Source organism: Nonomuraea sp. NPDC049714, from assembly GCF_044465295.1.
Taxonomy (GTDB): Bacteria; Actinomycetota; Actinomycetes; order Streptosporangiales; family Streptosporangiaceae; genus Nonomuraea.
The window spans coordinates 44,003-65,551 of record NZ_JBITLM010000021.1 but is presented as its reverse complement, the minus strand read 5'-3'; the positions used below and the strand labels follow the sequence as shown (position 1 = coordinate 65,551).

General features: G+C 69.6%; 23 protein-coding genes and 2 pseudogenes. 14 read left to right on the top strand and 11 right to left on the bottom strand.

The features are described from left to right. Positions 1 to 35: 35 nt before the first annotated feature. Both ACIBQX_RS47960 and ACIBQX_RS47955 read right to left on the bottom strand, forming a co-directional pair. On the bottom strand, positions 36 to 887 hold the full coding sequence (locus ACIBQX_RS47960) for an alpha/beta fold hydrolase (RefSeq protein WP_397017026.1): 852 nt from the start codon (positions 885 to 887) through the stop codon (positions 36 to 38). Next, on the bottom strand, positions 884 to 1,483 hold the full coding sequence (locus ACIBQX_RS47955; protein ID WP_397017024.1) for a PadR family transcriptional regulator: 600 nt from the start codon (positions 1,481 to 1,483) through the stop codon (positions 884 to 886). The genes ACIBQX_RS47960 and ACIBQX_RS47955 overlap by 4 nt, the downstream gene beginning before the upstream one ends. A gap of 79 nt (positions 1,484 to 1,562) precedes the next feature. Here ACIBQX_RS47955 and ACIBQX_RS47950 point away from each other — a divergent pair, with 79 nt between their 5' ends. Beyond that, positions 1,563 to 2,771 carry an acyltransferase family protein gene (locus tag ACIBQX_RS47950; RefSeq protein WP_397017022.1) on the top strand — a complete coding sequence of 403 codons (1,209 nt, stop codon included), beginning with the start codon at positions 1,563 to 1,565 and terminating at the stop codon, positions 2,769 to 2,771. A gap of 3 nt (positions 2,772 to 2,774) precedes the next feature. Here ACIBQX_RS47950 and ACIBQX_RS47945 read toward each other — a convergent pair whose 3' ends face one another. Then, positions 2,775 to 3,737 carry an acyltransferase domain-containing protein gene (locus tag ACIBQX_RS47945; protein ID WP_397017020.1) on the bottom strand — a complete coding sequence of 321 codons (963 nt, stop codon included), beginning with the start codon at positions 3,735 to 3,737 and terminating at the stop codon, positions 2,775 to 2,777. Between the two features lie 111 nt (positions 3,738 to 3,848). Here ACIBQX_RS47945 and ACIBQX_RS47940 point away from each other — a divergent pair, with 111 nt between their 5' ends. The 6 genes from ACIBQX_RS47940 (at position 3,849) to ACIBQX_RS47915 (ending at position 9,619) form a co-directional block, all read left to right on the top strand. Further along, positions 3,849 to 5,045, top strand: coding sequence for an esterase-like activity of phytase family protein (locus ACIBQX_RS47940; RefSeq protein WP_397017018.1), 1,197 nt, complete (start codon positions 3,849 to 3,851; stop codon positions 5,043 to 5,045). A 123-nt stretch (positions 5,046 to 5,168) separates the two neighbouring features. Continuing rightward, positions 5,169 to 5,726: an RNA polymerase sigma factor gene (locus tag ACIBQX_RS47935; RefSeq protein ID WP_397017016.1), complete on the top strand. Its 558-nt coding sequence runs from the start codon at positions 5,169 to 5,171 to the stop codon at positions 5,724 to 5,726. Next, positions 5,723 to 6,946 carry a CU044_5270 family protein gene (locus ACIBQX_RS47930; RefSeq protein ID WP_397017014.1) on the top strand — a complete coding sequence of 408 codons (1,224 nt, stop codon included), beginning with the start codon at positions 5,723 to 5,725 and terminating at the stop codon, positions 6,944 to 6,946. The genes ACIBQX_RS47935 and ACIBQX_RS47930 overlap by 4 nt, the downstream gene beginning before the upstream one ends. Positions 6,947 to 7,036: 90 nt before the next feature. Next, entirely contained in the window at positions 7,037 to 7,531 is a 495-nt protein-coding gene (locus ACIBQX_RS47925; RefSeq protein ID WP_397017012.1) for a hypothetical protein, read from the top strand. A gap of 95 nt (positions 7,532 to 7,626) precedes the next feature. Continuing rightward, complete coding sequence (locus ACIBQX_RS47920) at positions 7,627 to 8,115, top strand: MarR family winged helix-turn-helix transcriptional regulator (RefSeq protein WP_397017010.1); 489 nt, start codon at positions 7,627 to 7,629, stop codon at positions 8,113 to 8,115. Between the two features lie 73 nt (positions 8,116 to 8,188). Further along, positions 8,189 to 9,619: an MFS transporter gene (locus tag ACIBQX_RS47915; RefSeq protein WP_397017008.1), complete on the top strand. Its 1,431-nt coding sequence runs from the start codon at positions 8,189 to 8,191 to the stop codon at positions 9,617 to 9,619. A gap of 38 nt (positions 9,620 to 9,657) precedes the next feature. Here the strand turns inward: ACIBQX_RS47915 and ACIBQX_RS47910 are convergent, their stop codons facing one another. The 3 genes and pseudogenes from ACIBQX_RS47910 to ACIBQX_RS47900 all read right to left on the bottom strand — a co-directional run. Continuing rightward, positions 9,658 to 10,569 carry a MerR family transcriptional regulator gene (locus ACIBQX_RS47910; protein WP_397017006.1) on the bottom strand — a complete coding sequence of 304 codons (912 nt, stop codon included), beginning with the start codon at positions 10,567 to 10,569 and terminating at the stop codon, positions 9,658 to 9,660. Between the two features lie 42 nt (positions 10,570 to 10,611). Continuing rightward, positions 10,612 to 10,974 (bottom strand): hypothetical protein, encoded by a 363-nt coding sequence (locus ACIBQX_RS47905; RefSeq protein ID WP_397017123.1) that lies wholly within the window; start codon positions 10,972 to 10,974, stop codon positions 10,612 to 10,614. A 139-nt stretch (positions 10,975 to 11,113) separates the two neighbouring features. After that, positions 11,114 to 11,224, bottom strand: a pseudogene (locus tag ACIBQX_RS47900) (sigma factor); the annotation flags it as partial. Positions 11,225 to 11,625: 401 nt separating this feature from the next. On the opposite strand from ACIBQX_RS47900, the gene ACIBQX_RS47895 reads away from it, so the two are divergent. After that, on the top strand, positions 11,626 to 12,171 hold the full coding sequence (locus ACIBQX_RS47895) for a sigma-70 family RNA polymerase sigma factor (RefSeq protein WP_397017004.1): 546 nt from the start codon (positions 11,626 to 11,628) through the stop codon (positions 12,169 to 12,171). Further along, positions 12,171 to 12,356, top strand: a complete 186-nt coding sequence (locus tag ACIBQX_RS47890; RefSeq protein WP_327107189.1) for a zf-HC2 domain-containing protein — start codon at positions 12,171 to 12,173, stop codon at positions 12,354 to 12,356. The genes ACIBQX_RS47895 and ACIBQX_RS47890 overlap by 1 nt, the downstream gene beginning before the upstream one ends. Positions 12,357 to 12,553: 197 nt before the next feature. Here ACIBQX_RS47890 and ACIBQX_RS47885 read toward each other — a convergent pair whose 3' ends face one another. Next, positions 12,554 to 13,045, bottom strand: a complete 492-nt coding sequence (locus tag ACIBQX_RS47885) for a MarR family winged helix-turn-helix transcriptional regulator (protein WP_397017002.1) — start codon at positions 13,043 to 13,045, stop codon at positions 12,554 to 12,556. A 121-nt stretch (positions 13,046 to 13,166) separates the two neighbouring features. On the opposite strand from ACIBQX_RS47885, the gene ACIBQX_RS47880 reads away from it, so the two are divergent. Then, complete coding sequence (locus ACIBQX_RS47880; RefSeq protein WP_397017000.1) at positions 13,167 to 14,342, top strand: FAD-dependent monooxygenase; 1,176 nt, start codon at positions 13,167 to 13,169, stop codon at positions 14,340 to 14,342. A 3-nt stretch (positions 14,343 to 14,345) separates the two neighbouring features. Here ACIBQX_RS47880 and ACIBQX_RS47875 read toward each other — a convergent pair whose 3' ends face one another. The 4 genes and pseudogenes from ACIBQX_RS47875 to ACIBQX_RS47860 all read right to left on the bottom strand — a co-directional run. Next, positions 14,346 to 14,909, bottom strand: a complete 564-nt coding sequence (locus tag ACIBQX_RS47875; protein ID WP_397016998.1) for a dihydrofolate reductase family protein — start codon at positions 14,907 to 14,909, stop codon at positions 14,346 to 14,348. Next, positions 14,845 to 15,276, bottom strand: coding sequence for a hypothetical protein (locus tag ACIBQX_RS47870; protein WP_397016996.1), 432 nt, complete (start codon positions 15,274 to 15,276; stop codon positions 14,845 to 14,847). Before ACIBQX_RS47870 ends, ACIBQX_RS47875 begins: the two co-directional genes overlap by 65 nt. 45 nt (positions 15,277 to 15,321) lie before the next feature. Further along, positions 15,322 to 15,603, bottom strand: a complete 282-nt coding sequence (locus ACIBQX_RS47865; protein WP_397016994.1) for a hypothetical protein — start codon at positions 15,601 to 15,603, stop codon at positions 15,322 to 15,324. Between the two features lie 417 nt (positions 15,604 to 16,020). Then, positions 16,021 to 16,194 (bottom strand): annotated as a pseudogene (locus tag ACIBQX_RS47860) (hemin transporter); the annotation flags it as partial. Between the two features lie 419 nt (positions 16,195 to 16,613). Between ACIBQX_RS47860 and ACIBQX_RS47855 the strand changes: the two are divergent. From ACIBQX_RS47855 to ACIBQX_RS47840, 4 genes are all read left to right on the top strand, one after another. Continuing rightward, complete coding sequence (locus ACIBQX_RS47855; protein ID WP_397016992.1) at positions 16,614 to 17,000, top strand: hypothetical protein; 387 nt, start codon at positions 16,614 to 16,616, stop codon at positions 16,998 to 17,000. 279 nt (positions 17,001 to 17,279) lie between these two features. Beyond that, positions 17,280 to 17,642 (top strand): hypothetical protein, encoded by a 363-nt coding sequence (locus ACIBQX_RS47850; protein WP_397016990.1) that lies wholly within the window; start codon positions 17,280 to 17,282, stop codon positions 17,640 to 17,642. Beyond that, complete coding sequence (locus ACIBQX_RS47845; protein ID WP_397016988.1) at positions 17,635 to 18,789, top strand: FxsB family cyclophane-forming radical SAM/SPASM peptide maturase; 1,155 nt, start codon at positions 17,635 to 17,637, stop codon at positions 18,787 to 18,789. The genes ACIBQX_RS47850 and ACIBQX_RS47845 overlap by 8 nt, the downstream gene beginning before the upstream one ends. Next, a complete protein-coding gene (locus ACIBQX_RS47840) occupies positions 18,789 to 21,548 on the top strand; it encodes an aKG-HExxH-type peptide beta-hydroxylase (protein ID WP_397017117.1) in 2,760 nt (919 codons plus the stop codon). Before ACIBQX_RS47845 ends, ACIBQX_RS47840 begins: the two co-directional genes overlap by 1 nt. The last annotated feature ends 1 nt before the right edge of the window (position 21,549 follow it).

Genomic DNA, 21,549 nt, shown 5'->3' with positions numbered 1-21,549 from the left:
CGACCCGTCGGCGCACCAGGCGGATTCAGGCGGATTCAGGCGAAGAAGCGGCGCAGTTCGCCGGCCACCACATCCGGTTCGCCGCCCAGGTCGGTGTTTCCGGAGCCGCCGTGGTCGAGGCCCGCGAACTCGACCCGCCTGGCCTCCGGCATGACCCGCTCCAGCGCGTCGAGGGCGGCCTTCAGGTAGGCGGGGCTCTTGCCGCCGCCGAGCAGGAGCGCGTCCGCGCGCACGTCCCGCTGGGTCTGGGCCAGCTCGGCGACCAGGCGCGCCTCGTGGCGCAGGGTCGGGGCGAGCATCCGCATGGTGACGTCGCCGGGTCCGGCCCTGCCGTCCTGCGCCGCCATCATCCGGCCGGTCAGGAACTCCAGCAGCGGACGCGGCATGAACCGGAAGATCGGCGGCCCCATCCGCGCCGCCAGCATGGCGGTGACGAGCGCCGCCGCGACCCGGCCCGCGGCCATCTCCCGCTCGTAGCGGGCCACCCAGTCGGTGGGCGCGGGGCCGTCGGCGAACAGGGGCGGCTCGTAGACGGCCACCTTGCGGACGGCCGGCAGCGCGGTCGCGGCCCGGAGCGCGACGAGCGCGCCGACACTGACCCCGAAGACCCACTGGGCGCCCGTGGCCGTGAGGACCGCGTCCAGGTCTTCGACCTCCCGCTCGCTGTCGTGCGCCGCGCCGTAGGGGCCGCTCAGCCCGCGACCCCGGCGGTCGGGCAGGTAGACCGTGTGCGTGCCGGCCAGGGCCTCGGCCAACTGCCGGTGGCTCTGCGCGGACTCCATCTGGCCGTGCAGCACCACCAGCGCCGGGCCGTCGCCGAGCCGGTGGTAGCCGATGACGGTGCCGTCAGCCGAGGTGACGTGACCGGTTTCCGTCGCGTTCGTCATGGTCGCTCCTCCCGGGCGAAGAACTCCAGCCAGGTCCGGACATACTCCGGCTGCTGCAACGACTCGATCAGCCCCACGACGAAGCGGCGCTCGGCCTCCAGCAGGGACAGCCGGTAGTCCTCCTCGATGAGGAACACCCAGCCCACCCCCTGCTCGGCCGCGCCGCGCATCAGGTCGCGGATCTCGCCGAGCTCGCCGTCCAGGGCCCGCTCCCGCTGCCGGAGCAGCTCCACGGACTCCTCGGGCGAGAGCACGCTCAGCAGCGACAGCGCCACCCCGAACCGGGGATATTCGTGCTGCGGCTCGCTGACCAGCTCCCGCATCCAGTCGTAGAACTCGGCGCGCCCCTCGTCGGTGAGCGCGTAGAGGGTGCGCTCAGGCCGCTGGGTGTCGCGCACGGTGGCCTGCTCGGCGATGAAGCCGGCCTTGCGCAACTGCTCGACGACCATGTAGAGCGAGCCGCGGTTGTACTTGATGTTGCGGTCCTGACCGCTCTCCTGCAGCCGCCGGCCCAGCTCGTACGGATGCGTCGGCTCCCTCATCAGCCAGGCCAGCACCGCCAGCGCCAGCGGATTGGCCACCTTCCGTTTCTTCATCGTGTCGATCCTCCTTAGTCAGGATCAACTATCCGCCTTCAAATAGTCAGTGTCAACTATAGATAAAGTCGGGCCCGCCATGACGAACATCGATGCACCGCCACAGGCAGTGGGAAACCGGCTCGGTTGGCTGGACGCGTTACGCGGCGTCGCCGCCCTCGTGGTGGTGTACGAGCACGCGCTCAACCCGCTCTACCCGGAGCTGCGGGAGGTCACCGGCCCGTGGTTCGACGCCGGGATGTACGGCGTCATGGTGTTCTTCCTCGTCAGCGGCTACGTCATCCCGGCCTCGCTGGAACGTCACGGCAGCGTGTCCGGCTTCTGGATCGGCCGCGTGTTCCGGCTCTACCCGCTGTGGGCCGTGGTGGTGACCGCCGCCCTGCTGCTGGCGGCCACCGGCATCGACCCCCTGCACATCTGGCTGACGGACCGGCCCGCCTCGGCGGTCCTCGGGCACCTCACGATGCTCCAGGACCTCCTGAACGTGCCCAACGTGCTCAACGTGCTGTGGACGCTCTCGTACGAGATGGCCTTCTACCTGCTGGTCACGGCGCTCTACCTGGCCAGGGCGCATCTGCGCAGCGCGGAGATCGCCTGCGGGTTCGGGGTGGTGGCCGTGGCGGCGGGCGGGATCCTGCCCTCGGTGCTGCTGTCGCGCGGCGCGGACGCCACGCTCGCCACCACGCTGGCGGTGATCGCGCTGGCGGGCGGCGGGCTGGCCGGGGTGCTGAGCTCCCACGCGCTCCTGCGGCGGGCGGGCGCGGCGGCGCTCGGCCTGGTCACGCTGGGGCTGCTCGCGGTCAACGGGCGGATCCCCGCCTGGCAGAGTCTGATCATCCTGGCGACCATGTTCGCCGGTACGGCGCTCTACCGGGCCCGGTCCGGCGAGATCGACCGGTCACGGGCGCTCGCCCTGGCCGGGAGCGTGCCGGTGGCCGCCGTCGCCGCGGGGATCTGGCACAGCCCGGACTTCCCGTGGGCATGGGTGATCACGGTGGTGGCCGCCTGGACGACCTTCGCGGCCGGGATGCTGCTGGCCGGGCGCCGGGTGCCCGCCGTGTGGGCGTGGCTCGGGATGGTCAGTTACTCGGTCTACCTCCTGCACCCGATCCTGCTGGAGATCGTCGACGGGCTGCTCGCCGATCCGGCGGCGGTCGCCTGGCCGTACCGGGTGGGGCTGGGCGTGGTGACGCTGGCGGTGCTGCTGGGCTGCGCGGCGGGGACGTACCGGCTGGTGGAGGTGCCGGCGCGGCGCGCGGGACGGCGGCTGGCCGCGCGCGCCCGCTGACCGTCACAGCGGGAACCACCCGTTGCCGAGGTGCCAGTGGCCGCCGGCGCGCAGGTGGCCGACGATCGCGCGCTCCAGCGTGGTCCGGGGGGTCAGGGCGTCCACCGGCAGGCCGGGATCGCCGAAGACGAACTCGATCGGCCCGTCGCTGGGCTGCTCGTCCCGGTAGCCGGGTCGGAAGCGGCGCTGGAAGCCGACGATGTTCGAGCCGGCCGGCAGGTGATCGGCCAGCTGCGGGTCGAGCAGCCAGGAGTGGCAGACGGCCACGGTGTACGGCTCCTCGGGGAAGTGACGGGGGAAGAAGTCGCGGGCCCGGGTCAGCGAGTCGTCGCAGGCAGCGGGCGTCAGCGGGCCGGAGAAGTCGGGAATGTGCAGGCTCAGGGCAGGGTCGCCAGGGCCGACGGGCAGCGCGGCGGCGACCGCCGTCCCCATCCGCGTGCCCAGGGTCGCCCGCTGGAACTGCAACCGTCCCAGCTGGTAGACCTCGCCGCGGAAGTGCAGCTTGAGCCAGGAGGGATGGACCACGCCGCCGACGCCGTGCCGCCTGCGGTGCACGGCGAGGTTGCGGCCGAGGTCGGCGAGGGTGTGCCGGGAGATGTCCGCCGGGATGCCCCGTTCGCGGTGGTAGGCCCGCACGTACGGCAGCGTCGCGACGAAGACGAAGGCGTAGAAGTATCGGTCGAGAAGGGGCAGGTCAGGCAGGTCGAAGGGGTCGTCGACGGCTCCGATGCCGCGCACCAGCCGCTGGACGCACCGCTCCAGCAGCCACCGGAGCTCGGGATCGGCCCGCAGCTCCCCGGCCAGCGTGAGCAGGGGGTTGACGTCCTCGTACGGGACGGCGAGATCCAGCAGGACCTCGGGGGTGGGCAGGACGATCTCGACGTCCGGGAGGTCGTCGTCCTCCAGGGCGGCCAGCCAGGCGGCCGTCCGGGGGGCCGCGCGGAGTGGGTCGAGGGTGGTCGTCACCGGCGTGTTCTCCTGTCTCGTGCATACCTGGTCAGTTACGGTCGGTCATGTTCCCCGGTGAGATGCCTGGCGTTATGTACTGATTAATCCGATCTGGTTACCGTGCCCCGCATGAGACGTGCACTGATCGCCCTCGGCGCCGCCGCGCTGGTCAGCGGCCTCGCCGCGCCTGCCGCCGCCACCCCCGAGCCCCGCGAGTTCGGCAGGGCCACCCTGACCGGGTTCGCGACCCTCCCCGCGGAGACCTTCGTGCCCGGCAGCGAGGCGTCCGGCGCCGCCCTCGGCTCCGCACCGGTCAACGGGCTCACCCCACCCTTCGCCGGGCAGCCCGTGCAGGGGTTCAGTGGCATCGTGCGCCGGGGCGGCGGCGTCTACGACATGCTGTCCGACAACGGCTTCGGTGCCAAGGCCAACAGCGCCGACTTTCTGCTCCGGGTGCACCAGGTCAAGCCCGACCTGCGCACCGGCGCGGTGAAGGTGCTCGGCGGGTTCGGCCTGAGCGACCCCGACCGCCACATCACCTTCCCGCTGACCCGCGAGGACCGCAAGCTCACCGGCGCCGACTTCGACGTGGAGTCGATCGTCCGCGCCGCCGACGGCACCTACTGGATCGGCGACGAGTTCGGCCCGTTCGTGCTGCACTTCTCCTCCTCGGGCACGCTGCTCGACGCGCCCGTCCCGCTGCCCGGCGTACAGGCTCCGGAGAACCCGTTCCTCAACGGCGCCCAGCCCAACCTCGGCCGCAGCAAGGGCTTCGAGGGCATGGCCCGGTCCGTCGACGGCAAGCGTCTCCACCCGCTGCTCGAAGGCACCGTCAACGGCGACCCGGCCGGCACGCTGCGGATGTACGAGTTCGACCTGCGGAAGAAGCAGTACACGGACAAGCGCTGGGCCTACGAGCTGGACGCCGCGAACCACGCCATCGGCGACGCCGTCGCCGTCGACCGGCACCGCTTCCTGATCATCGAGCGTGACGGCGCCCAGGGCGACGCGGCCAAGGTCAAGCGCGTCTACCTCGCCGACACCCGCGACCGCGACCGCGACGGGGCGATGGACAAGACGCTCGTGGCCGACCTGCTCGACGTGGCCAACCCCAAGGGCCTCGGCGGCTTCGGCGAGACCTTCCGCTTCCCATTCGAGACGATCGAGGACGTGGCCATCCTCGACGACCGCACGCTGATCATCGCCAACGACAACAACTTCCCGTTCTCCTCCGGCCGCACGGCCGGCAAGGCCGACAACAACGAGTTCATCACCGTACGACTCAGCCGGCCGCTCAAGGCCGACCACCGCGCCCTGCGCGGGTAGTGCTGGACCGACCCCGCCTGCGAGCCATCCGGCATATTTCACCGCAGAAGACGCGTAACAACCGGAGGGCTCGCACCACTACCTGGTGTCAGAAGAGCGCATCCGGGACGAAGGGGCGGGGCGGTGACGGATGATGAGCACCGGTTCACCGGCATGTACGACGAATGCCGGCAACGCGTGTGGGCGTACGTGGTCAGTCGTGCGGGCCGGCAGGTGGCGGACGAAGTGGTGAGCGAGACCTTCGCCATCGCCTGGCGGCGGCTGGAGGACGTACCGGAGCCGGCCCTGCCGTGGCTGCTCGGGGTCGCGCGCAACGTGCTGCGCGACAACATCCGCGCGCAGGCGCGGCGGGAGGCGCTCGGCGCGGAGCTGCGCGCCTGGACCGAGGGCGACGTGACCGGCGTTGTGGCCGGCGTTGTGGACGACGACGTGGCCGACAAGGTCGCCGAGCGGATCAGCGTGCTGCGGGCGCTGGCCGAGCTGCCCGAGGACGACCGGGAGATCCTCGTCCTGGTGGCCTGGCAGGGGCTGTCCCCGAGGGACGCCGCCCGGGTGATCGGCTGCTCGTCGGCCACGTTCCGGGTCCGGCTGCACCGTGCCCGCAAACGGCTCGGGCAGGCGATGGAGTCGCCCCCGCCGCCCCGTCCCCGCGTGCCGAGCCTCAAGGAGGAGTGGTCATGAACCCCATCGACGAGCTGCGTGCCGCCCGGCCCGCCCATCTGGGCGACGCGCCGGTGGACGAGCGCACGAGGGCGGCGGAGCTCTCCTACGCCATGTCGCGGCCCCGGCAGGCCCGCCAGAAGCGCAGGGCCAGGCCGGTGTGGGGCATCAGCCTGGCCGGCGCGGCGGCCGTGACGGCGGCCGCCGTCGTCGTGACGGGCACCGGTGGCGGCACGCCGCCCGACCCCGACGCGGCCCGAGCCACGACCGCCCTGTCCACGACCACACCGCCCACGACCGCCCTGTCCACGACCGCCCTGTCCACGACCGCACCGCCCGCCCCCACGCCGTCCACGGCCGCGCCGAAGGTGACACTGTCGGCGCGGGAGGTCCTGCTGGCCGCCGCCGAGAAGGCTGATCGCCAGCCGGACGACACAGCCGCCTACTGGCACACGGCATCGGTGAGCCGCTCGCTGTACAAGGCCGTGGACGGCGGCTACCTGGTCTGGGACCGATCGCGCATCGAAGGCTGGACGCCCAAGGCCACCGGCGGCGACCAGTGGAGCCGCAACCGGTCGCTGGGCGCGCGGCCGGCCACCGAGGCGGACGAGACGGCGTGGCGGCAGGCCGGCTCCCCGGCCGAGATCAAGGTCGAGATGCCGGCCAAGATGGGCGAGCTGACCCTGTCCACCTCTCCTCGCGCCGCCAAGACCGGCCACGCGCCGCTCGTCGACGGCGACAAGGTGTTCTGGCTGGGCCGCAACGTGACCATGAAGGACCTGCGCGGCCTGCCCTCCGACCCGGGCGAGCTCAAGGCGTGGCTGCTGCGCTCCTACGGCGGGCACGGCACCGAATCGTCGAGCGACCCGATGTCGGCCGACGTCTGGCTGTTCACGGTGAGCGCGGGGCTGATCACCGACATGCCGGTCACGCCGGAGGTGCGCGGGGCCGCCTTCCGGATGCTCGCCGGCCTCGACACGGTCGAGGTCATCGAGAACGTCACCGACGCCGAAGGACGTCAGGGCACGGCGGTGGCGATCGAGCAGACCGTGCGGACCAAGGACAAGAAGTCCACCGGCGTCCTGGAGAACCGGTTGATCTTCGACCAGGCGACCGGCCGGGCGCTGGCCAACGAGAGCGTCGTGGTGAAGCCCGGCGGCTACCAGGCCGCTTTCGAGCCCGGCACCGTCTGGAACTCGACGGCCGTGTTGGAGGCCGGCTGGACCGACAGCAAGCCCTGAGCCTGCAAGGAGGCGTGACACCCGCCGGCAAGAAGGATGAAAGCGGTCCATCCGACAGTACGGTCACCATCGCAGGAAAGGACCGCTCCAATGTCGATCTCCCGCCCCCTCGCAGTCCTGGCCACCGTCGCCGCCGTCCTCTCGATCGCCCCCGCCGCCGCCCAGGCGGCGGCCCACTCCGACGCGGTCTCCGCCGGCGAGACGGCACGCGCGTGGGGCCCCTACTACGCCCCCGGCAACCAGGCCAGGACGGCGGGCTCGCTGGTCGCGTCGGGCGAGGACCACGGCGACATCCCGACCGCCGACACGGTGAAGATCTCCGGCAAGCTGTACGACCAGACCCGCAGGACGTCGACCTGTGGCTGGGCCGTCTTCCGCATCACCTACAAGGCGCCCGGCAACAACCTGCCGCACAAGCACCGCAGCATCAGGGACTGCTCCTACCGGACCCCCGCGTCGTACTCGTTCTCCTCTCACGACGTCTACCAGGTGGAACTCAAGGTCTGTGCCGAGGGCAAGGGGACCAAGCCGTCGCTCAACTGCCTGTACGCGGGCACCTGGAAGACGCTCTACCTGTCGAAGTAGCCCTTCAGGGGACGCCGCGAGACGCGCGGCGTCCCCTTTGATCTGCGCGGACGCAGCGGATAATCCAGAACGGACCTAGTTGCTAGGCTGAGGGCATGACCGCCATGGCACCAGCCCGCACAGAACCGGACCTGTCGTTCCTGCTGGACCACGCCGGCCACGTCCTGCGAACACGGATGGCGGCGGCGCTCGCCGAGATCGGCCTGACGGCACGCATGCACTGCGTGCTGGTGCACGCCCTTGAGGCCGAGCGCACGCAGATCCAGCTCGCCGAGATCGGCGACATGGACAAGACGACGATGGTGGTCACGGTCGACGCCCTGGAGAAGGCGGGGCTCGCCGAGCGCCGCCCGTCCAGCACGGACCGGCGGGCCCGCATCATCGCCGTCACCGCGAAGGGCGCCGAGGCGGCGAGGCGGAGTCAGGAGATCGTCGACGCCGTGCACCGGGACACGCTGGGCGCGCTGCCCGACGACGAGGCCGAAGTGCTCGTCAGGGCGATGAACCGACTGGTCAAGGGCCATCTGGCCACTCCCGTGGAGGCTCCGCAGTCAGCCCGCCGATCGCGGCATCGTACAAAATAGATCCGTCGAGGATCGTCTATAACAAAACTATCTGCTACGGTCTCTCCTGTTCCTCTTTGAACAGGAGACGGCCATGTCGTACACCGCACCTTCCCCTCCGCGCACCGGATCCCGCGGGCTCGCGCTCGCCGTGCTGTCGGCCGCGATGCTCATGACGATCCTGGACGGCAGCATCGTGACCGTGGCGATGCCGGCCATCCAACGGGACCTGGGTTTCTCGCCAGCCGGGCTGAGCTGGACCGTCAACGCGTACCTGATCGCCTTCGGCGGGCTGCTGCTCCTGGCGGGCCGGTTGGGCGACCTCATCGGCCGCAAGGTCATGTTCCTGGCGGGGAACGCGGTCTTCACCGCGGCGTCCCTGCTGGCCGGGTTCGCCACCGGGCCCGGGATGCTGATCTTCGCCAGGTTCGTCCAGGGCGTCGGCAGCGCCATGGCCTCCGCCGTCGTACTGGGCATCCTGGTGACGTTGTTCACCGATGCCAGGGAGCGCGCCAAGGCGATCGGCGTGTTCAGCTTCACCGGCGCCGCCGGGGCCTCCATCGGCCAGGTGCTGGGCGGGGTGCTCACCGACGCGCTCAGCTGGCACTGGATCTTCTTCATCAACCTCCCGATCGGGCTGGCCACGATCGCGCTGGCCATCCGGGCGCTGCCCGACGAGCGCGGAGCCGGGCTCGCCGCCGGAGCCGACGCGCTCGGCGCGGTGCTGGTCACCGGCGGGCTGATGCTGGGCATCTACACAGTGGTCAAGATCGAGGAGTACGGCTGGCTCGCCGGGCGCACACTCAGCCTCGGAGCCGTGTCGCTGGCCCTGCTGGCCGCGTTCTTCGTCCGCCAGACGCGGGCCAGGACCCCGCTGATGCCGCTGCGGATCCTCCGCTCGCGCAACGTCTCGGGCGCGAACGTGGTCCAGATGCTGACGCTGTCGGCCATGTTCGCCTTCCAGATCATCGTCGCCCTCTACATGCAGAAGGTCCTCGGGTACGGCGCACTCCCGACCGGCCTGGCGATGCTGCCCGCGGCGGTGTCCATCGGCGGTGTGTCCCTGTTCGTCTCGGCCCGGCTCAACACCCGCTTCGGTGAGCGGGCCGTCCTGCTGGCGGGCCTGCTGCTCCTCATGGGGGCGATGGGCTGGCTCACCCGGGTCCCGGTGCACGCCGACTACGTCACCGACCTGCTCCCGGTGATGCTGCTCATCGCGGGCGGCGGGCTGGTGCTCCCGGCGCTGACGTCGCTCGGCATGTCCGGCGCCCGCGCGGACGACGCCGGCCTCGCGTCCGGGCTGTTCAACACCACCCAGCAGATCGGCATGGCTCTCGGCGTCGCCGTGCTGTCCACGCTGGCCGCTTCCCGCACCGACGAACTGCTCGCCGCCGGCAGCGGCGAGGCGGCGGCGCTGACCGGCGGCTACCGCCTGGCCTTCACCATCGCCGCCGCCCTGCTCGTGGCCGCCTTCGCCGTCACCCTCGTCGTCCTACGGCAACCGAGAGCGCCCCAGGCTCGATGATCCAGGCGCTCGCGTGATCTCGGAGCGGTACGGCGGCGTCACGCTCTGGCGTGCGCCGCCTCGGCGAACCAGTCGAAGACCGGCGCCAGGCTACCGGGGGCCGGCCAGCCGTTGATGACGGCCAGCCGCTGGAGATAGGCCTCCCTGCGGGGATCGTTCGCCGCCTCCACTCTGGTCAGCAGCCGGCGCAGGAGGTCGGCGTCGTCGGGGCGGCCGGACAGGTCCGCGTACTGTTCCCTGATCGCCGCGACGACGGAGTCGGCCCGGGGCGAGGCCGGATCGACGCCCGCCGCCAGCGCCGGCCCGACCCGGTCACGCACCACCGCGGCGAAGTGGCGGCGCAGACCGGCCCCCTGGCCCTCGGCGTGCTGCTCGGCGATCCGCCGCATGACGGCGCGGAAATCCGGGTCCTGGGACAGCTCGGCCAGCTCCACCCACGCCTCCACCTGCTCGGGCTCGGGGTTGTCGGGCAGCTCGGGGGTCATCGAGCGCCTGATACCGTCGAAGAGGTCCAGGCCGCCGAAGGCGGCGTCGAGGAAGTCGGCGATCAGCCGGTGGCGCTCGTCCTCCGACAGCTTGGCCAGCTTGTGCATGAGATCCATCTCCTCAGGGGTCGACCCGCGCTTGGCCACCGCAGTCAGCACCGCCCGGCGCAGCCGCAACGTCCGGATCTGCACCGCCAGCGCCTCGGCGTGCGCCGCGGCGACCTCGGCGATTGAGACCTCCCGGTCCACGACCTTCCGGATGGTGGGCAGGTCCAGCCCCAGATCGCGCAATGTCCGTACGTGATCCAGGCGGGCGACGGCGTCGATGCCGTAGCGGCGGTGGCCGGCGGGGCTGCGGGTGGTCGGCGGCACGAGACCGCAGTCGGCGTAGAACCTGATGGCCTTGACCGTCAGCCCGGTCCGCCGCGCCAGATCGCCGATCGAGTAGAGCGTGTCGCCGTCCATGCCCCCCACCTTCGCGCCTCCCCTTACTGGAGATTCAACCCCTCAGGGGTTCTCCTGGATCGGCGCGGTGTCGTCTACGGCCACGCACGGTTTCACCGGTGTCTCCGCCGTGGCCGGCCATCCGCCGAGCTGCCAGGGCTGGCGCGGATTCTGGTTGTCGCGGAACTCCAGCACCAGGGTCTCCCCCGGCTTCATGTGCCGCGGATAGATCTTGAACTCGTGCATGGAGACCGGCCGGATGGCCTTCCTGGACCGCCAGTTCTTCGCGTCGTCCCAGAGCTTCGCCGTGCCCATCCCCTCGGGGATCTTCCCATAGGCCGGATCGGCACTGGTGAAACGGTCGTCCGCGCACTTCTTGCCCGGTGCCGAGAACGTCACGTCGGCCGTGACGCCCGCGGCGATCAACTCCGTCGGCGACCTCCTGATAACTCAGCTCGGCCCAGGCGACGAGCAGCAGCACATCGCGATAAAGCCCCAACTCTGTACGCCGCCGCTTGCCGATCACGTTCGACGCGATCCCGTACGGCCATGGTCGAGCGTCGGGGCGGCCCCTGTCGTATGCGCCCCGGCGCTGGAAGGCGGCCAGAAAGGTGTCGGTGACCACGTCCTCGGCCTCGCTGGGACCGAGGCGCCGCACCACGTAGCGATGCAACATGGGCGCGTGCCGGTCGAACAGGGCGGCGAAGGTCTCCGGTTCGTTCAGCGATCTCTCGAGGAGGGTCGCGTCATCGTCTTCGATGACTTCGGGGGTGATGGTCATGCATTTCGGCCCTTCCTTGGCGTAAGCGGTCGTACGTACTTACCGCGCCATGCCGGAAAGGTTCGCGCGCTCGCGAGACACCCCTGCGACCTGTACGCACACGCGCCGTGGGCAGGTCCTGGGTCAGACCACCTCGGCATTCCGAAAAGTCGCCCTATATCACCTCGGAGGCAACGCAAGGCAGGTCAGACGCGAACCTCGCCCGGGCGGTTCCCGTCATAGCCTGAATAGTCAGAAATGACCGGAGTTATCGGAGTGCCTACCGGAGTGATAACGAAGGTGTAAAGATATGCCCCGTGCTACTTCACCTGGACCGCACGTTCGAGAGTGCTGATGCCGAGGCGGAGCACCGCATCGCGGAGCTCTACCGGGAGTTCGGCGGCCCTCTGCTGCGCCACATACGCAGGTCGACCGGCAACGATCTCCAATGGGCCGAGGACGTCGTACAGGAGACGCTCGTCAGGGCCTGGCGCAACTCAGCGAGACTGCAATGGGAGCCCGGCCTCATCTGGGCATGGCTGCTCACCGTGGCCCGCCGCATCGTGATCGACGGGCGGCGGCGTAGGAGCGTTCGGCCTCTAGAGGTCGAGCCGCCCGAAGTCGATATGCTGGCCGTCCCGGACGGAGCCGAACGATCTCTGTCGGCGATCGTGGTCGCGGACGCGCTGCGCAGCCTCACGGAAGAACACCGCGAAGTCATCGAGCAGACCTACCTCCGGGACCGTACGATAAGTGAAGCGGCGGAAATACTGGGGATTCCGCCCGGCACCGTGAAGTCCCGGCTCTACTACGGCATCCGGGCGCTGCGCGAGGTGCTGCGGGACAAGGGGGTAGCCGGGTAATGCACGAAGAGGTGGCGGCCTACGTTCTCGGTGTCCTCGATGAGGACGAGAACGAAGCGTTCGAGCGCCACCTCGACACGTGCACGGCGTGCCAGGCCGAGCTCAAGAGGCTGGTCGAGGTTCCCGACCAGCTCGACGAGCTGAAGCACCTGCCCTCGGCCTCCGAAGACGACCGGTCCCGCTGACGGTCCCGCACCGGCTCGGCTGATCCTCCGCCCCTGAACACCGAACCGGTGGTCTCCATGTCACAGTCGCCGCCCCGGCCCCCTGCCAAGGACGGACACCACGAATCCCGTGGCCAGAAGCCGATCAGCTCCGGCGCCTGGGCGGCGCCGCGCACCAGACGTTAACCGGCCGCGACGACACTTTCGGCCGGCCGTCGTCAGTCGGCGAGTGCTGCCAGGTGGACGGCGATGTCGTCGGCGAAACGTGCGAGGAGCCGGCCCAAATCCTGGCGGTCCTGCTCAGGCCAGTCGGACAGGACGCCGGCGAACCAGTCGAGCAGGAAGCGAAGATACCTGTCTGTCGCCGCCGTGCCCTCCGGAGTCAGCTCGACGAGCCGTGACCGCTGATCGTGCTCATCGGCGACCCGGTTGACCAGCCCTCGCTTCTCAAGATCGTTCACCAGCCGCGTGACGTGCGGGCCCACGACCTCCATCCGCGCGGCGACCTCCCCCACCCGTAGCGGCCGGCCGGCCAGCTGCACCGTGATGAGCACCGACATCGCCGGCCGTTCCAGCGGGACTCCGGCGGCTTCCAGGGCGCGTTCGATGAGGTGGCCTCGGTGGAGGACGGCACCGAGATTCGTCAGGCGTGGCAGCAGCTCCGACAGCAGGTCAGATCCGTCGTTCCGCTGCTCCTCCTGCTCGTTCATGGGACTCCCCGCTGTACATACATACCTAAGTTAGGTATATTCTTGTCATCGATCAGCTCGCGGAGGGGCCCTCCACGCGTCCAACAAAGATACCTAAGGTACACACCTATAGGAGACCGGCATGAAGCGAAAAGTCCTCATCTCCGGCGCCAGCATCGCGGGCCCGGCCCTGGCCTACTGGCTCCACCGCCGTGGCTTCGAGGTCACCGTCGTGGAGAAGGCGGACGCGGTACGCAGCGGCGGCTATCCCATCGACATCCGCGGCACCGCGCTGGACGTGGTTCGGCGCATGGGCGTGCTGCCCCGGCTCAGGGAAGCCCACGTCGACAGCCGTAAGATCACCTTCCTGAGCGCCGACGGCGGGCCGGTGGGCTCCATCAGGCCCGAGGCGCTGACCGGCGGGCTGGCGGGCCGGGACATCGAAGTGCGACGTCAGGACCTCGCCTACGTCATCTACAGCATCGTCCGCAACGACGTCGAGTTTCTCTTCGGCGACTCCATCGCCACCCTGCACGACCACGACGGCGGCGTGGACGTGACCTTCGACAGCGGGGTGCAGCGCACCTTCGACCTGGTCGTCGGGGCCGACGGCATCCACTCGAACACCAGGGGCCTGGCCTTCGGCCCGGAGGAGGACTACCACCACTACCTCGGCTGCAGCTTCGCCGGATTCACCATGCCCAACGAGCTCGGGCTCTCGCACGAAGCCCTCTTCTGGAACGTCCCGGGCAGGAGCGCCGTGCTCTACGGGGTCGCGGACAGCGACGAAGTGCTGGCCGTCATGACCTTCCTCCAGCCGGAGCCGCCCCTGCACGCCTTCCGCGACCCCGGCGCCCAGCGTGACCTGGTCGCCTCGGTCTTCGCCGGCGACCAGTGGGAGATTCCGCGCATGGTCGACGCCATGCGCACCGCTGACGACCTCTTCTTCGACGTCGCCGGCCAGATCCACATGCCGCAGTGGTCGAAGGGCCGGGTCGCCCTCGTCGGCGACGCCGCCTTCGCCCCCTCCTTCTTCTCGGGGCAGGGATCGAGCATCGCCCTGGTCGGCGCCTACCTCCTCGCGGGCGAGCTGGCCACCAGGCCGGACCACTCGTCCGCCTTCGCGGCCTACGACGCCGCCGCCCGCAAGTTCGTCGAGGAGAACCAGGCGATCGCCATCAGCGGACGCGCCGCTCTCCTTCCCCCCACCGCCGAGGATCTGGCGCTGCGCAACCAGGCGCTGCTCGGCGCGTCACTCCCGTCCGGCGACGAGGGACTGCTCGTCCACTCGTCGCTCCAGCTCCCCGAATATCCGTAGCGGTCAGGAACGCTCCGGCTCGAAGTGCAGCGCGGTGATCCCGCAGTCGAACGGCCTCGCGGTGACCAGGCGCAGCTGCTGGTACGCGCCCTCGGTGGGGAACACCGGCATGCCGGCGCCGATCGCGACCGGGTTCACCATCAGGTGGAGCTCGTCGATCAGACCCTTGGCGATCAGGCCTGTGACGAGCGTGCCGCCCCCGTACGTGATCAGATCTCCGCCCGGCTCGGCCTTGAGCCGGCTCACGATCTCTGTCAGATCACCGCCGGCGACGACGGCGTTCGCCCAGGGCGACTCGGTGAGGGTGTTGGAGATCACGACCTTGGGCGTGTTGTTCATCCAGTCGATGGACTCCCTGTCCTCGCCCTCCGGCTCGGCCGCCCAGGCCGGGATGAACCCCTCGGCGAGCTTACGGCCCAGCACGATGTGGTCCACCGACGCGGTGAGCGCGTCAAGATAGGCGTTGATGTCGTCGGTCCAGGGGAACGTCATCCAGTCCATCTCACCGTTCGGGCCGGCCATGTAGCCGTCCACGGTGGTCTGGACCTGGAGCTTGAGCTTGCGCATGAGCTGACTGCCTTCCGGTTCCTGGTACGGCGTTCCGTCGGGAGGCGAGGGACGGCAGATCCGCCAGGCTGTAGAGCACCGCGACCAGGGCCACCATGATCGCGAGCCAGGCGATTCCGACCTCACCTCCGAAGTCGGCATAGCCATATCCGGCAAGTATGCCCAGCGTGCCCAGGCCGGCCATGCCCCAGCGCAGCGTGTCGAGGAGGGCGAGCCTGGGGTGGTCTTCGTAGCGGCGTACCTGCCGGAGGACGGCGTCCACGATCAGCCAGACAGTGATCAACGCGCCGACCGAGCCGGCCAAGGCGCTCAGGTAGGCGAAAGGCGGCGCGCCGCGAGCTGCGCCGTTCGCCCGCCGGCCTGACAAGAAGGCGATCGTCTACCTGACGAGACACGACCGCCGCATGGTGCATCAGGACGCGACGGGCGTCCACCCTCTGACCGGCAGCCTGGCCGACACCGCGCTGCCCACCCTCACGTTCCACGGCCAGAGCAGGTACGTCGCGCTGGCCAGGGACAGCGCGACGATCACCGACACGAAGACCTGGACCACGACCTCGATCCCCGGCGCCCGCAAGGTCCACGATCTCAGCGAGAGCGGGATCGTGGCCACGACGGCGACTCGGGTGCTCGTGGTCGACCATCGGGGGAAGACCCGGCTGAGCCTGCCCCATGAGAAGTCTTCCAGGGACACCTACAACCTCCGGCCCGACGGACGCCAACTGGTGAAAATCCGACGCAGCAAGGGAGCCGTCGAGACCTTCACCGTGGCGACCGGCGAACGGGGTGTCGAGCGTCGTCCCCGTATTCCCCGTCGACGATTTCCTCGACATCGGTCTCGGCTGGTCAAAGAACAACCGCTTCCTGGTCCGCGCCGCCGTGTCCGAACAGGCCTACGAAGTCGACCTGTCGACGGGCGAACTCCGCAGACACCGGAAATAACCGTCCTCAGGCGGAGTGCCGACTGAGCACAGGGTCGACGACCAACCGGGCGGTCGGGCAGAGCGGAAACGGCCGCTGACCGGGCGGCGAGCCGCCGTTGCCGCCAACGGCAGGACGTCGCCACGCGTTTTCCCCGGCTCACAACCCCCGACTGCGCGGGAACACCGGGTCAGGAGCCCGAGAGCCACAGGTCGGGACCGAACACCTCGTAGTGGATGTCCCGCGCCGCCACTCCCCCCTCGATGAGCTGGGCCCGTGCTTCCCGCATGAACGGCAGCGGCCCGCACAGGTAGGCGACCGCGCCCGCCGGGATCTCGACCTCGGCCAGGTCGATCCGGCCGGGGGCTTGCCATCGCTCGGGACACCGCCGATCGGGAAGACCTGGCCGGCGACCGCGGCCTGGACGCCGTACGGCGTGGCGTTCGCCAGGTTGGCTCCGCCGTCTCCGAGCCAGTACGCCGCGACCTGCCGTGCGGTCACCGCGTCAGAAGCCAGAGCATCCGTCACCGTGGCGGCGGCCCCGGCGGGCGCGGCCACGACGACGGCCATCTCCAAGGTGATCTACGACAGATCAAGCCACAGATGTACAAAGCCGGTCAAGCGTTGCGTGTCCGCGACATCACCCAGCGCGCACCTAAACGGGCGTTTACGTACCGGCGACCAGCTGGCGAACTATCGCGTCAAGGCCTTTTGTCAGCGTGGTCCGTTGACGAAGATCCATGACGAGCGGCAGCACGAACACCGCTCCGGACAGAAGGGCCCATGATGAAGAACCTGCTCAAGACCGCCGTGGTAGGCGTCACTGTCGCCGCGGCCACTTTCGCGCTCGCCCAGCCCGCGCTGGCCAACTCCTTCTCCAAGAACGTCGGCGACGGCACCGTCAGCTACAACGACGGCGAGGACCGGCTCTGCGCTCAGGCGTTCAACACCGAGGGCGCCCGCTGGGTCCGGGTGACGCTGGTTCCGCTCTCCCGGTCCGGCCCGTCGCCCACCATCACGGACCGCAACAACTACTACGGCCACTCGGGCAGCACCTGCACGAGCCTGGCCACCGCCTACGAGGACACCCGCTACCGCGCCGACATCACGTCGTACTGGGGCGAGCGCGGCACCACGGTCTCCCGCGGCTCCGTCACCTTCTACAGCTGATCCGATCACACCCGCTCCCCCGTACGCGCTCGGCGTACGGGGGAGTTCGGCTGTCTGGAGGTGGTGGCCGGCGTGCCTTCAAGTCCGGAAAAATCATGTCACTTCCTGGACTTGACTGGTCACATGGGGTGTTGTCTTATGGTCGGTAGTGCTGTTTCCATAGGGTACGGCCCCCGTTTTTCGCGGCCGTGAGAATCCACGGTTCCATCGAATGCCGATCGTCGGTATTGCCTGAATGGTTGGAAATTCCGAAAGGACATCCAGCTCGGGAGGCTGCGGATGGCCGAATCACCGAATCAGCGGGAGCTTCCTCCCGACGGGATCGATCTGGACCTCGGGGAGTTCGACCTGAGTTCGGTAGAGGAGCTGGACGGAACGGTCCTCGGCCAGATTCTGAACGAGCTCTATCCCGAAGAAATGGCCGACGGCTCACTGGGGCATATTTTCAGCTCGCACAGCCGCCACAGCCGGTTCAGCTCATTCAGCGCGCACAGCCGGCACAGCCAGTTCGGTTCCTTCAGTTCTTTCGATTCGTTCAGCTCGTTCAGTTCCTTCGGCTCGTTCAGCTCCTTCAGTTCCTTCGATTCGTTCAGCTCGTTCAGCTCCTTCAGCTCGCACAGTTCGTGGGCCGGACGTGTTTGAGGCGGAGCCGTTCAAGTCGTTCATCTGCAAGGTCGCCTCTCGCTGCAACCTCGACTGCGACTACTGCTACGTCTACCACCACGCCGACCAGTCCTGGCGTGGGCAGCCGCACCGGATGTCACTGGAGACGGCGGCCCGGCTCGGGCAGCGGATCAACGAGCACGGCCTGGCCCACGGGCTGCCGCAGGCCGATGTCATCCTGCATGGCGGCGAGCCGCTGCTGCTCGGCGTGGCCTACCTGAGAGCGCTGTTCGAGACGGTCACCCGGCACACACCCGACGTGCGGATCCGGTGGAACGGTCAGACTAACGGCGTCCTGTACACCGAGGAAGTGCTGGCCTTGTGCGAGGAGTGGGAGGTCTCCTTCGGGCTCAGCATGGACGGCCCTCGCCCGGTCCAGGATCTGCACCGGGTCGACCACGCGGGCCGTTCGTCGTTCGAGGACGTGGAAAGGTCGATAGAGCTGCTGCGCAGCGTGCCCAGGCTGTGGGGCGGCATTCTGGCGGTCGTCGACCTGGGTGCGGATCCGCTGGAGACCTACTCCTATTTCCGTTCGCTCGAACCGCCGTCCGTCGATTTCCTGCTCCCGCTGGGCCACCACGACCGAAGGCCGCCGGGAAAGGACTCCCTGGAGACCACGCCGTACGCCGACTGGCTTTTACCGATCTTCCATGATTGGTATGCCGAACGGCCCCAGCCGGTCAGGATCCGGCGCTTCCGTGACATCATCGCGCTGTTCCTGGGAGCGACGCACAGCTCCGAGGAGTGGGGCCTGCAACCGGTCGACTTCGTCGTCGTGGAGACCAACGGCGAGATCCAAGCCGTGGACACGCTCAAGGTGACCTATCCGGGCGCGTGCGATCTGGGCATGAACCTTTTCGAGCACAGCTTCGACGACGCGTTGACGTCCCCGAAGGTCCGGGCCCGGCAGGACTCGTGGGCAACGCTCAGCGAGGTCTGCAGGGCCTGTGATCTCGTACGCGTCTGCGGTGGCGGCTACTTCCCGCAGCGCTACTCGCGCGAGAACGGGTTCGCCAACCCGTCGGTGTACTGCGCGGACCTGATGAAGCTCATCCGGACGATCAGCGGCAGGGTCCGTACCGACCTGAAAGGCCTCGGCAAGCGCGACGAAAGGCAGGTCCGGTGATGATACGGCTCGACCAGTCGGCCATCGCGGCGTTCGCCCGGCCCACCGGGTTGACGGACACGACCCGGGCCGTCTTCACAGCGCGATACCTGCACACGCTCGTCGGCCTGAAACGGCTGGCCGGGCTGCTGCCCGAGCCGGTGCTGGCCGCGTCCGGGTTCGCCGACCACCTCGCCACGCTGAGCAGCGTCCCCGCGCCTGTCCAGCGGCGCGTGCTGGACCATCCCAGCGCCGCGTTCTGGGTGGACGTCGCCTGGAACCTGGTCAGCCGGCGGACCCATGAACGCTTCCCTGAGGTGCACCTGGTCCCGCATCTGCGCGAGTTCGCGCGCCTGACCTGCGCGGCCCTGTGCCTGACGGGAACCGGACGGGTCGAGGCGACCGTCCGTGCCGACCCCTGCGGCCGGGTCAGCCTGCCCGGCGCGGGCCTGACGCTGGCCATGGGGTCGCCCCGCGGCCGCGTCCGGCTCGTGATCGAGGACGCCAAGTTCGCCGGGGACCCGCCACACCTGCGGGTGCCCCGGCTGGCCGACACCATCGAGCTCAACTGGCTCGACCACGACCTGCGGCTCGGTGGCCGCGCCGACTTCACCTTCGCCGAGTTGGACCCGGCCGCCGCGGCGCGTTGGCGCGGTGTCCTGGAGGAGCACCTGGACCTGGTCGCCCGGGCATCCGGGCCGCTGGCGGAGGAGCTGTCCGGTGGGCTGCGCGCGATCGTCCCGGTGCTCTCCCCGGACGACCGGCAGCACCTGTCCGGCAGCTTCCGGGAGGCCCCCGGTCTGGTCGCGCTCTCGCTCGGCGGCCGGCTGGCGACCGCCGAGGCGCTCGTGCACGAGTACGGGCACCAGAAGCTCAACACCGTCTTGACGCTCGATCCGCTGATCGTCGAGGACACCGGCGAACCGGCCCACTACTCGCCCTGGCGTGATGACCCGCGGCCGCTGATCGGCCTGCTGCACGCGGTGTACAGTTTCGCGACCGCGCTGCACTTCCACCGGGGCCTGCTCGACCTGCCCGACACGGGCGGAATACCGTCGCAGCAGGTGGTGGGCCGCGTCTATCGGATCGTTCGCCAACTGCGCGACGGACTGGCGGGCCTGCGCGAGCACGCGATCCTGTCACCGCTCGGCGAGGCGTTCGTCGCAGAGATCGCCGTCTGGATCGAGGAGTGCGCGGCCGGGCTGCCGCTGCCTCCGCCGGCCGAACGCCGCCAGATCGACGCCGACCACGCAGCGCACCGCGCCCGCTGGGACGAACGCAACCCGCCCTCGCCCGTCCTGGACCCGACCGTGCCGACCGTGCCGACCGCGCCGGATCCGGCGGCGGCCCCGGCCCTCCGCGCCCTGGGCCTGCCCGAACGGTGGACTCCCGGCGGGATCGTCCGGCGCTGGTATCCCGGAGACTCGCTGCTGGAGGCCGCCCGAGCGCTCGCCCCGGACACGGAGCTGCCGTCGATCCCGCCCGGCACGTCACTGACCGCCGATCTGGCGGCCGCCCATGTGGCCTACGTTCGCGGCGACTACCGGGGGGCCGCCGAGAAATACGCCTCCTGCGTCGCTCTGGACCCTCGGAGCCCGTACTTCTGGCAGTGCTACGCCTTCGCGCTCAGACATCTGGGACGGCGCGAGGAGGCGCTGCACATCCTCACCCGAACCGAAACGCTCATGGCCAGGGCCGAAGCCCCTGCCCTCGACCGAGACACACGGACCTCTGACGAGCCCATCCTCCGCCTACCGGCCGAGCCTCCCGCGCACACCCGCTCAGTGCTGCTGCCGGTATCGGGGCCGGTGGAAGACGAACTGCGCGCAAGCCCGTACTGGCACTTCGTCGCGGCGACACTCGCGGGCGTCCAGCTTCCGACTCTCATAGCGGTCGCGCACGGCCTGAAACCGGCGATGGACGCGTGGATACCCCCGGACGGCTGGCACCCGTTCCTCGCCCTGATCGCGGAGCTGGGGCTGGAGCATCATGTGGACGCCTGCTTCGACCGGTTCTCCCCGCAGATCGCCCAGGTCCCACCGGGCGAGCTCACCACCACCCGCGCCGCCTTCGCCCCAGCATTGACCGAAGGCACCGAGGCCCATGTCTTCATCGCGCGGGACCGTACAGCGCTGGACCGGGTGGTGGCGGCGGGCTGGTACCCGCTGATCGTCAACGGGAAGGTCGTCAACAAGCACCGGGCGGACCATGACAAATTCGGCGACGCCCTCGGCTACCCGCGCTGCTGCCAGGACTTCTTCCGCGCACGCAACAACTGGAACAACGACAACACCTACTACGCGACCCTCCGCAACACCGCCGGAGAACCATCCCTGTTGTGCAACCCGTTCATCCGGCATCGGGTGCACGGGCTCATCGCGTACATGCCGTGCTCGTACACATGCGCGGCCACGCAGGCGTACGCGGGGCGGCTACGCGACATCATCCGCACCGAGCTACCCGCGTACGCCGACGAGATCGGGCGGGAGAGCGCCAAACCGGTGCTGTGCGTCTCGGAACTGCGGATGTACGGCTTCAACGGCGAGACTGTCACCCGGTCGGCGGACACGGTGAGCATCACCTACGAGAAGGTCGAATCGCTCTACCCGGTGGAGAGCCACGACCCCCTCGCCGGCCTTCTCTCATCCGGGAACCGGTGCACGGTCGACGGCAACATCATCCACGCGCACCGCGATGCCGAGTACATCGGCTCGTACGAGGCCCGCAACGACCGCCACGGGCCGGAATGCCCGTTCGTCATCTCCTTCGGGCAGGCGTGAC

Bases quoted from the DNA above. Each gene is read 5' to 3' on its own strand.
- ACIBQX_RS47960 (WP_397017026.1), bottom strand. From the start codon at position 887: ATGACGAACGCGACGGAAACCGGTCACGTCACCTCGGCTGACGGCACC.
- ACIBQX_RS47955 (WP_397017024.1), bottom strand. From the start codon at position 1,483: ATGAAGAAACGGAAGGTGGCCAATCCGCTGGCGCTGGCGGTGCTGGCC.
- ACIBQX_RS47950 (WP_397017022.1), top strand. From the start codon at position 1,563: ATGACGAACATCGATGCACCGCCACAGGCAGTGGGAAACCGGCTCGGT.
- ACIBQX_RS47940 (WP_397017018.1), top strand. From the start codon at position 3,849: ATGAGACGTGCACTGATCGCCCTCGGCGCCGCCGCGCTGGTCAGCGGC.
- ACIBQX_RS47930 (WP_397017014.1), top strand. From the start codon at position 5,723: ATGAACCCCATCGACGAGCTGCGTGCCGCCCGGCCCGCCCATCTGGGC.
- ACIBQX_RS47925 (WP_397017012.1), top strand. From the start codon at position 7,037: ATGTCGATCTCCCGCCCCCTCGCAGTCCTGGCCACCGTCGCCGCCGTC.
- ACIBQX_RS47920 (WP_397017010.1), top strand. From the start codon at position 7,627: ATGACCGCCATGGCACCAGCCCGCACAGAACCGGACCTGTCGTTCCTG.
- ACIBQX_RS47915 (WP_397017008.1), top strand. From the start codon at position 8,189: ATGTCGTACACCGCACCTTCCCCTCCGCGCACCGGATCCCGCGGGCTC.
- ACIBQX_RS47910 (WP_397017006.1), bottom strand. From the start codon at position 10,569: ATGGACGGCGACACGCTCTACTCGATCGGCGATCTGGCGCGGCGGACC.
- ACIBQX_RS47890 (WP_327107189.1), top strand. From the start codon at position 12,171: ATGCACGAAGAGGTGGCGGCCTACGTTCTCGGTGTCCTCGATGAGGAC.
- ACIBQX_RS47885 (WP_397017002.1), bottom strand. From the start codon at position 13,045: ATGAACGAGCAGGAGGAGCAGCGGAACGACGGATCTGACCTGCTGTCG.
- ACIBQX_RS47880 (WP_397017000.1), top strand. From the start codon at position 13,167: ATGAAGCGAAAAGTCCTCATCTCCGGCGCCAGCATCGCGGGCCCGGCC.
- ACIBQX_RS47875 (WP_397016998.1), bottom strand. From the start codon at position 14,909: ATGCGCAAGCTCAAGCTCCAGGTCCAGACCACCGTGGACGGCTACATG.
- ACIBQX_RS47855 (WP_397016992.1), top strand. From the start codon at position 16,614: ATGATGAAGAACCTGCTCAAGACCGCCGTGGTAGGCGTCACTGTCGCC.
- ACIBQX_RS47850 (WP_397016990.1), top strand. From the start codon at position 17,280: ATGGCCGAATCACCGAATCAGCGGGAGCTTCCTCCCGACGGGATCGAT.
- ACIBQX_RS47840 (WP_397017117.1), top strand. From the start codon at position 18,789: ATGATACGGCTCGACCAGTCGGCCATCGCGGCGTTCGCCCGGCCCACC.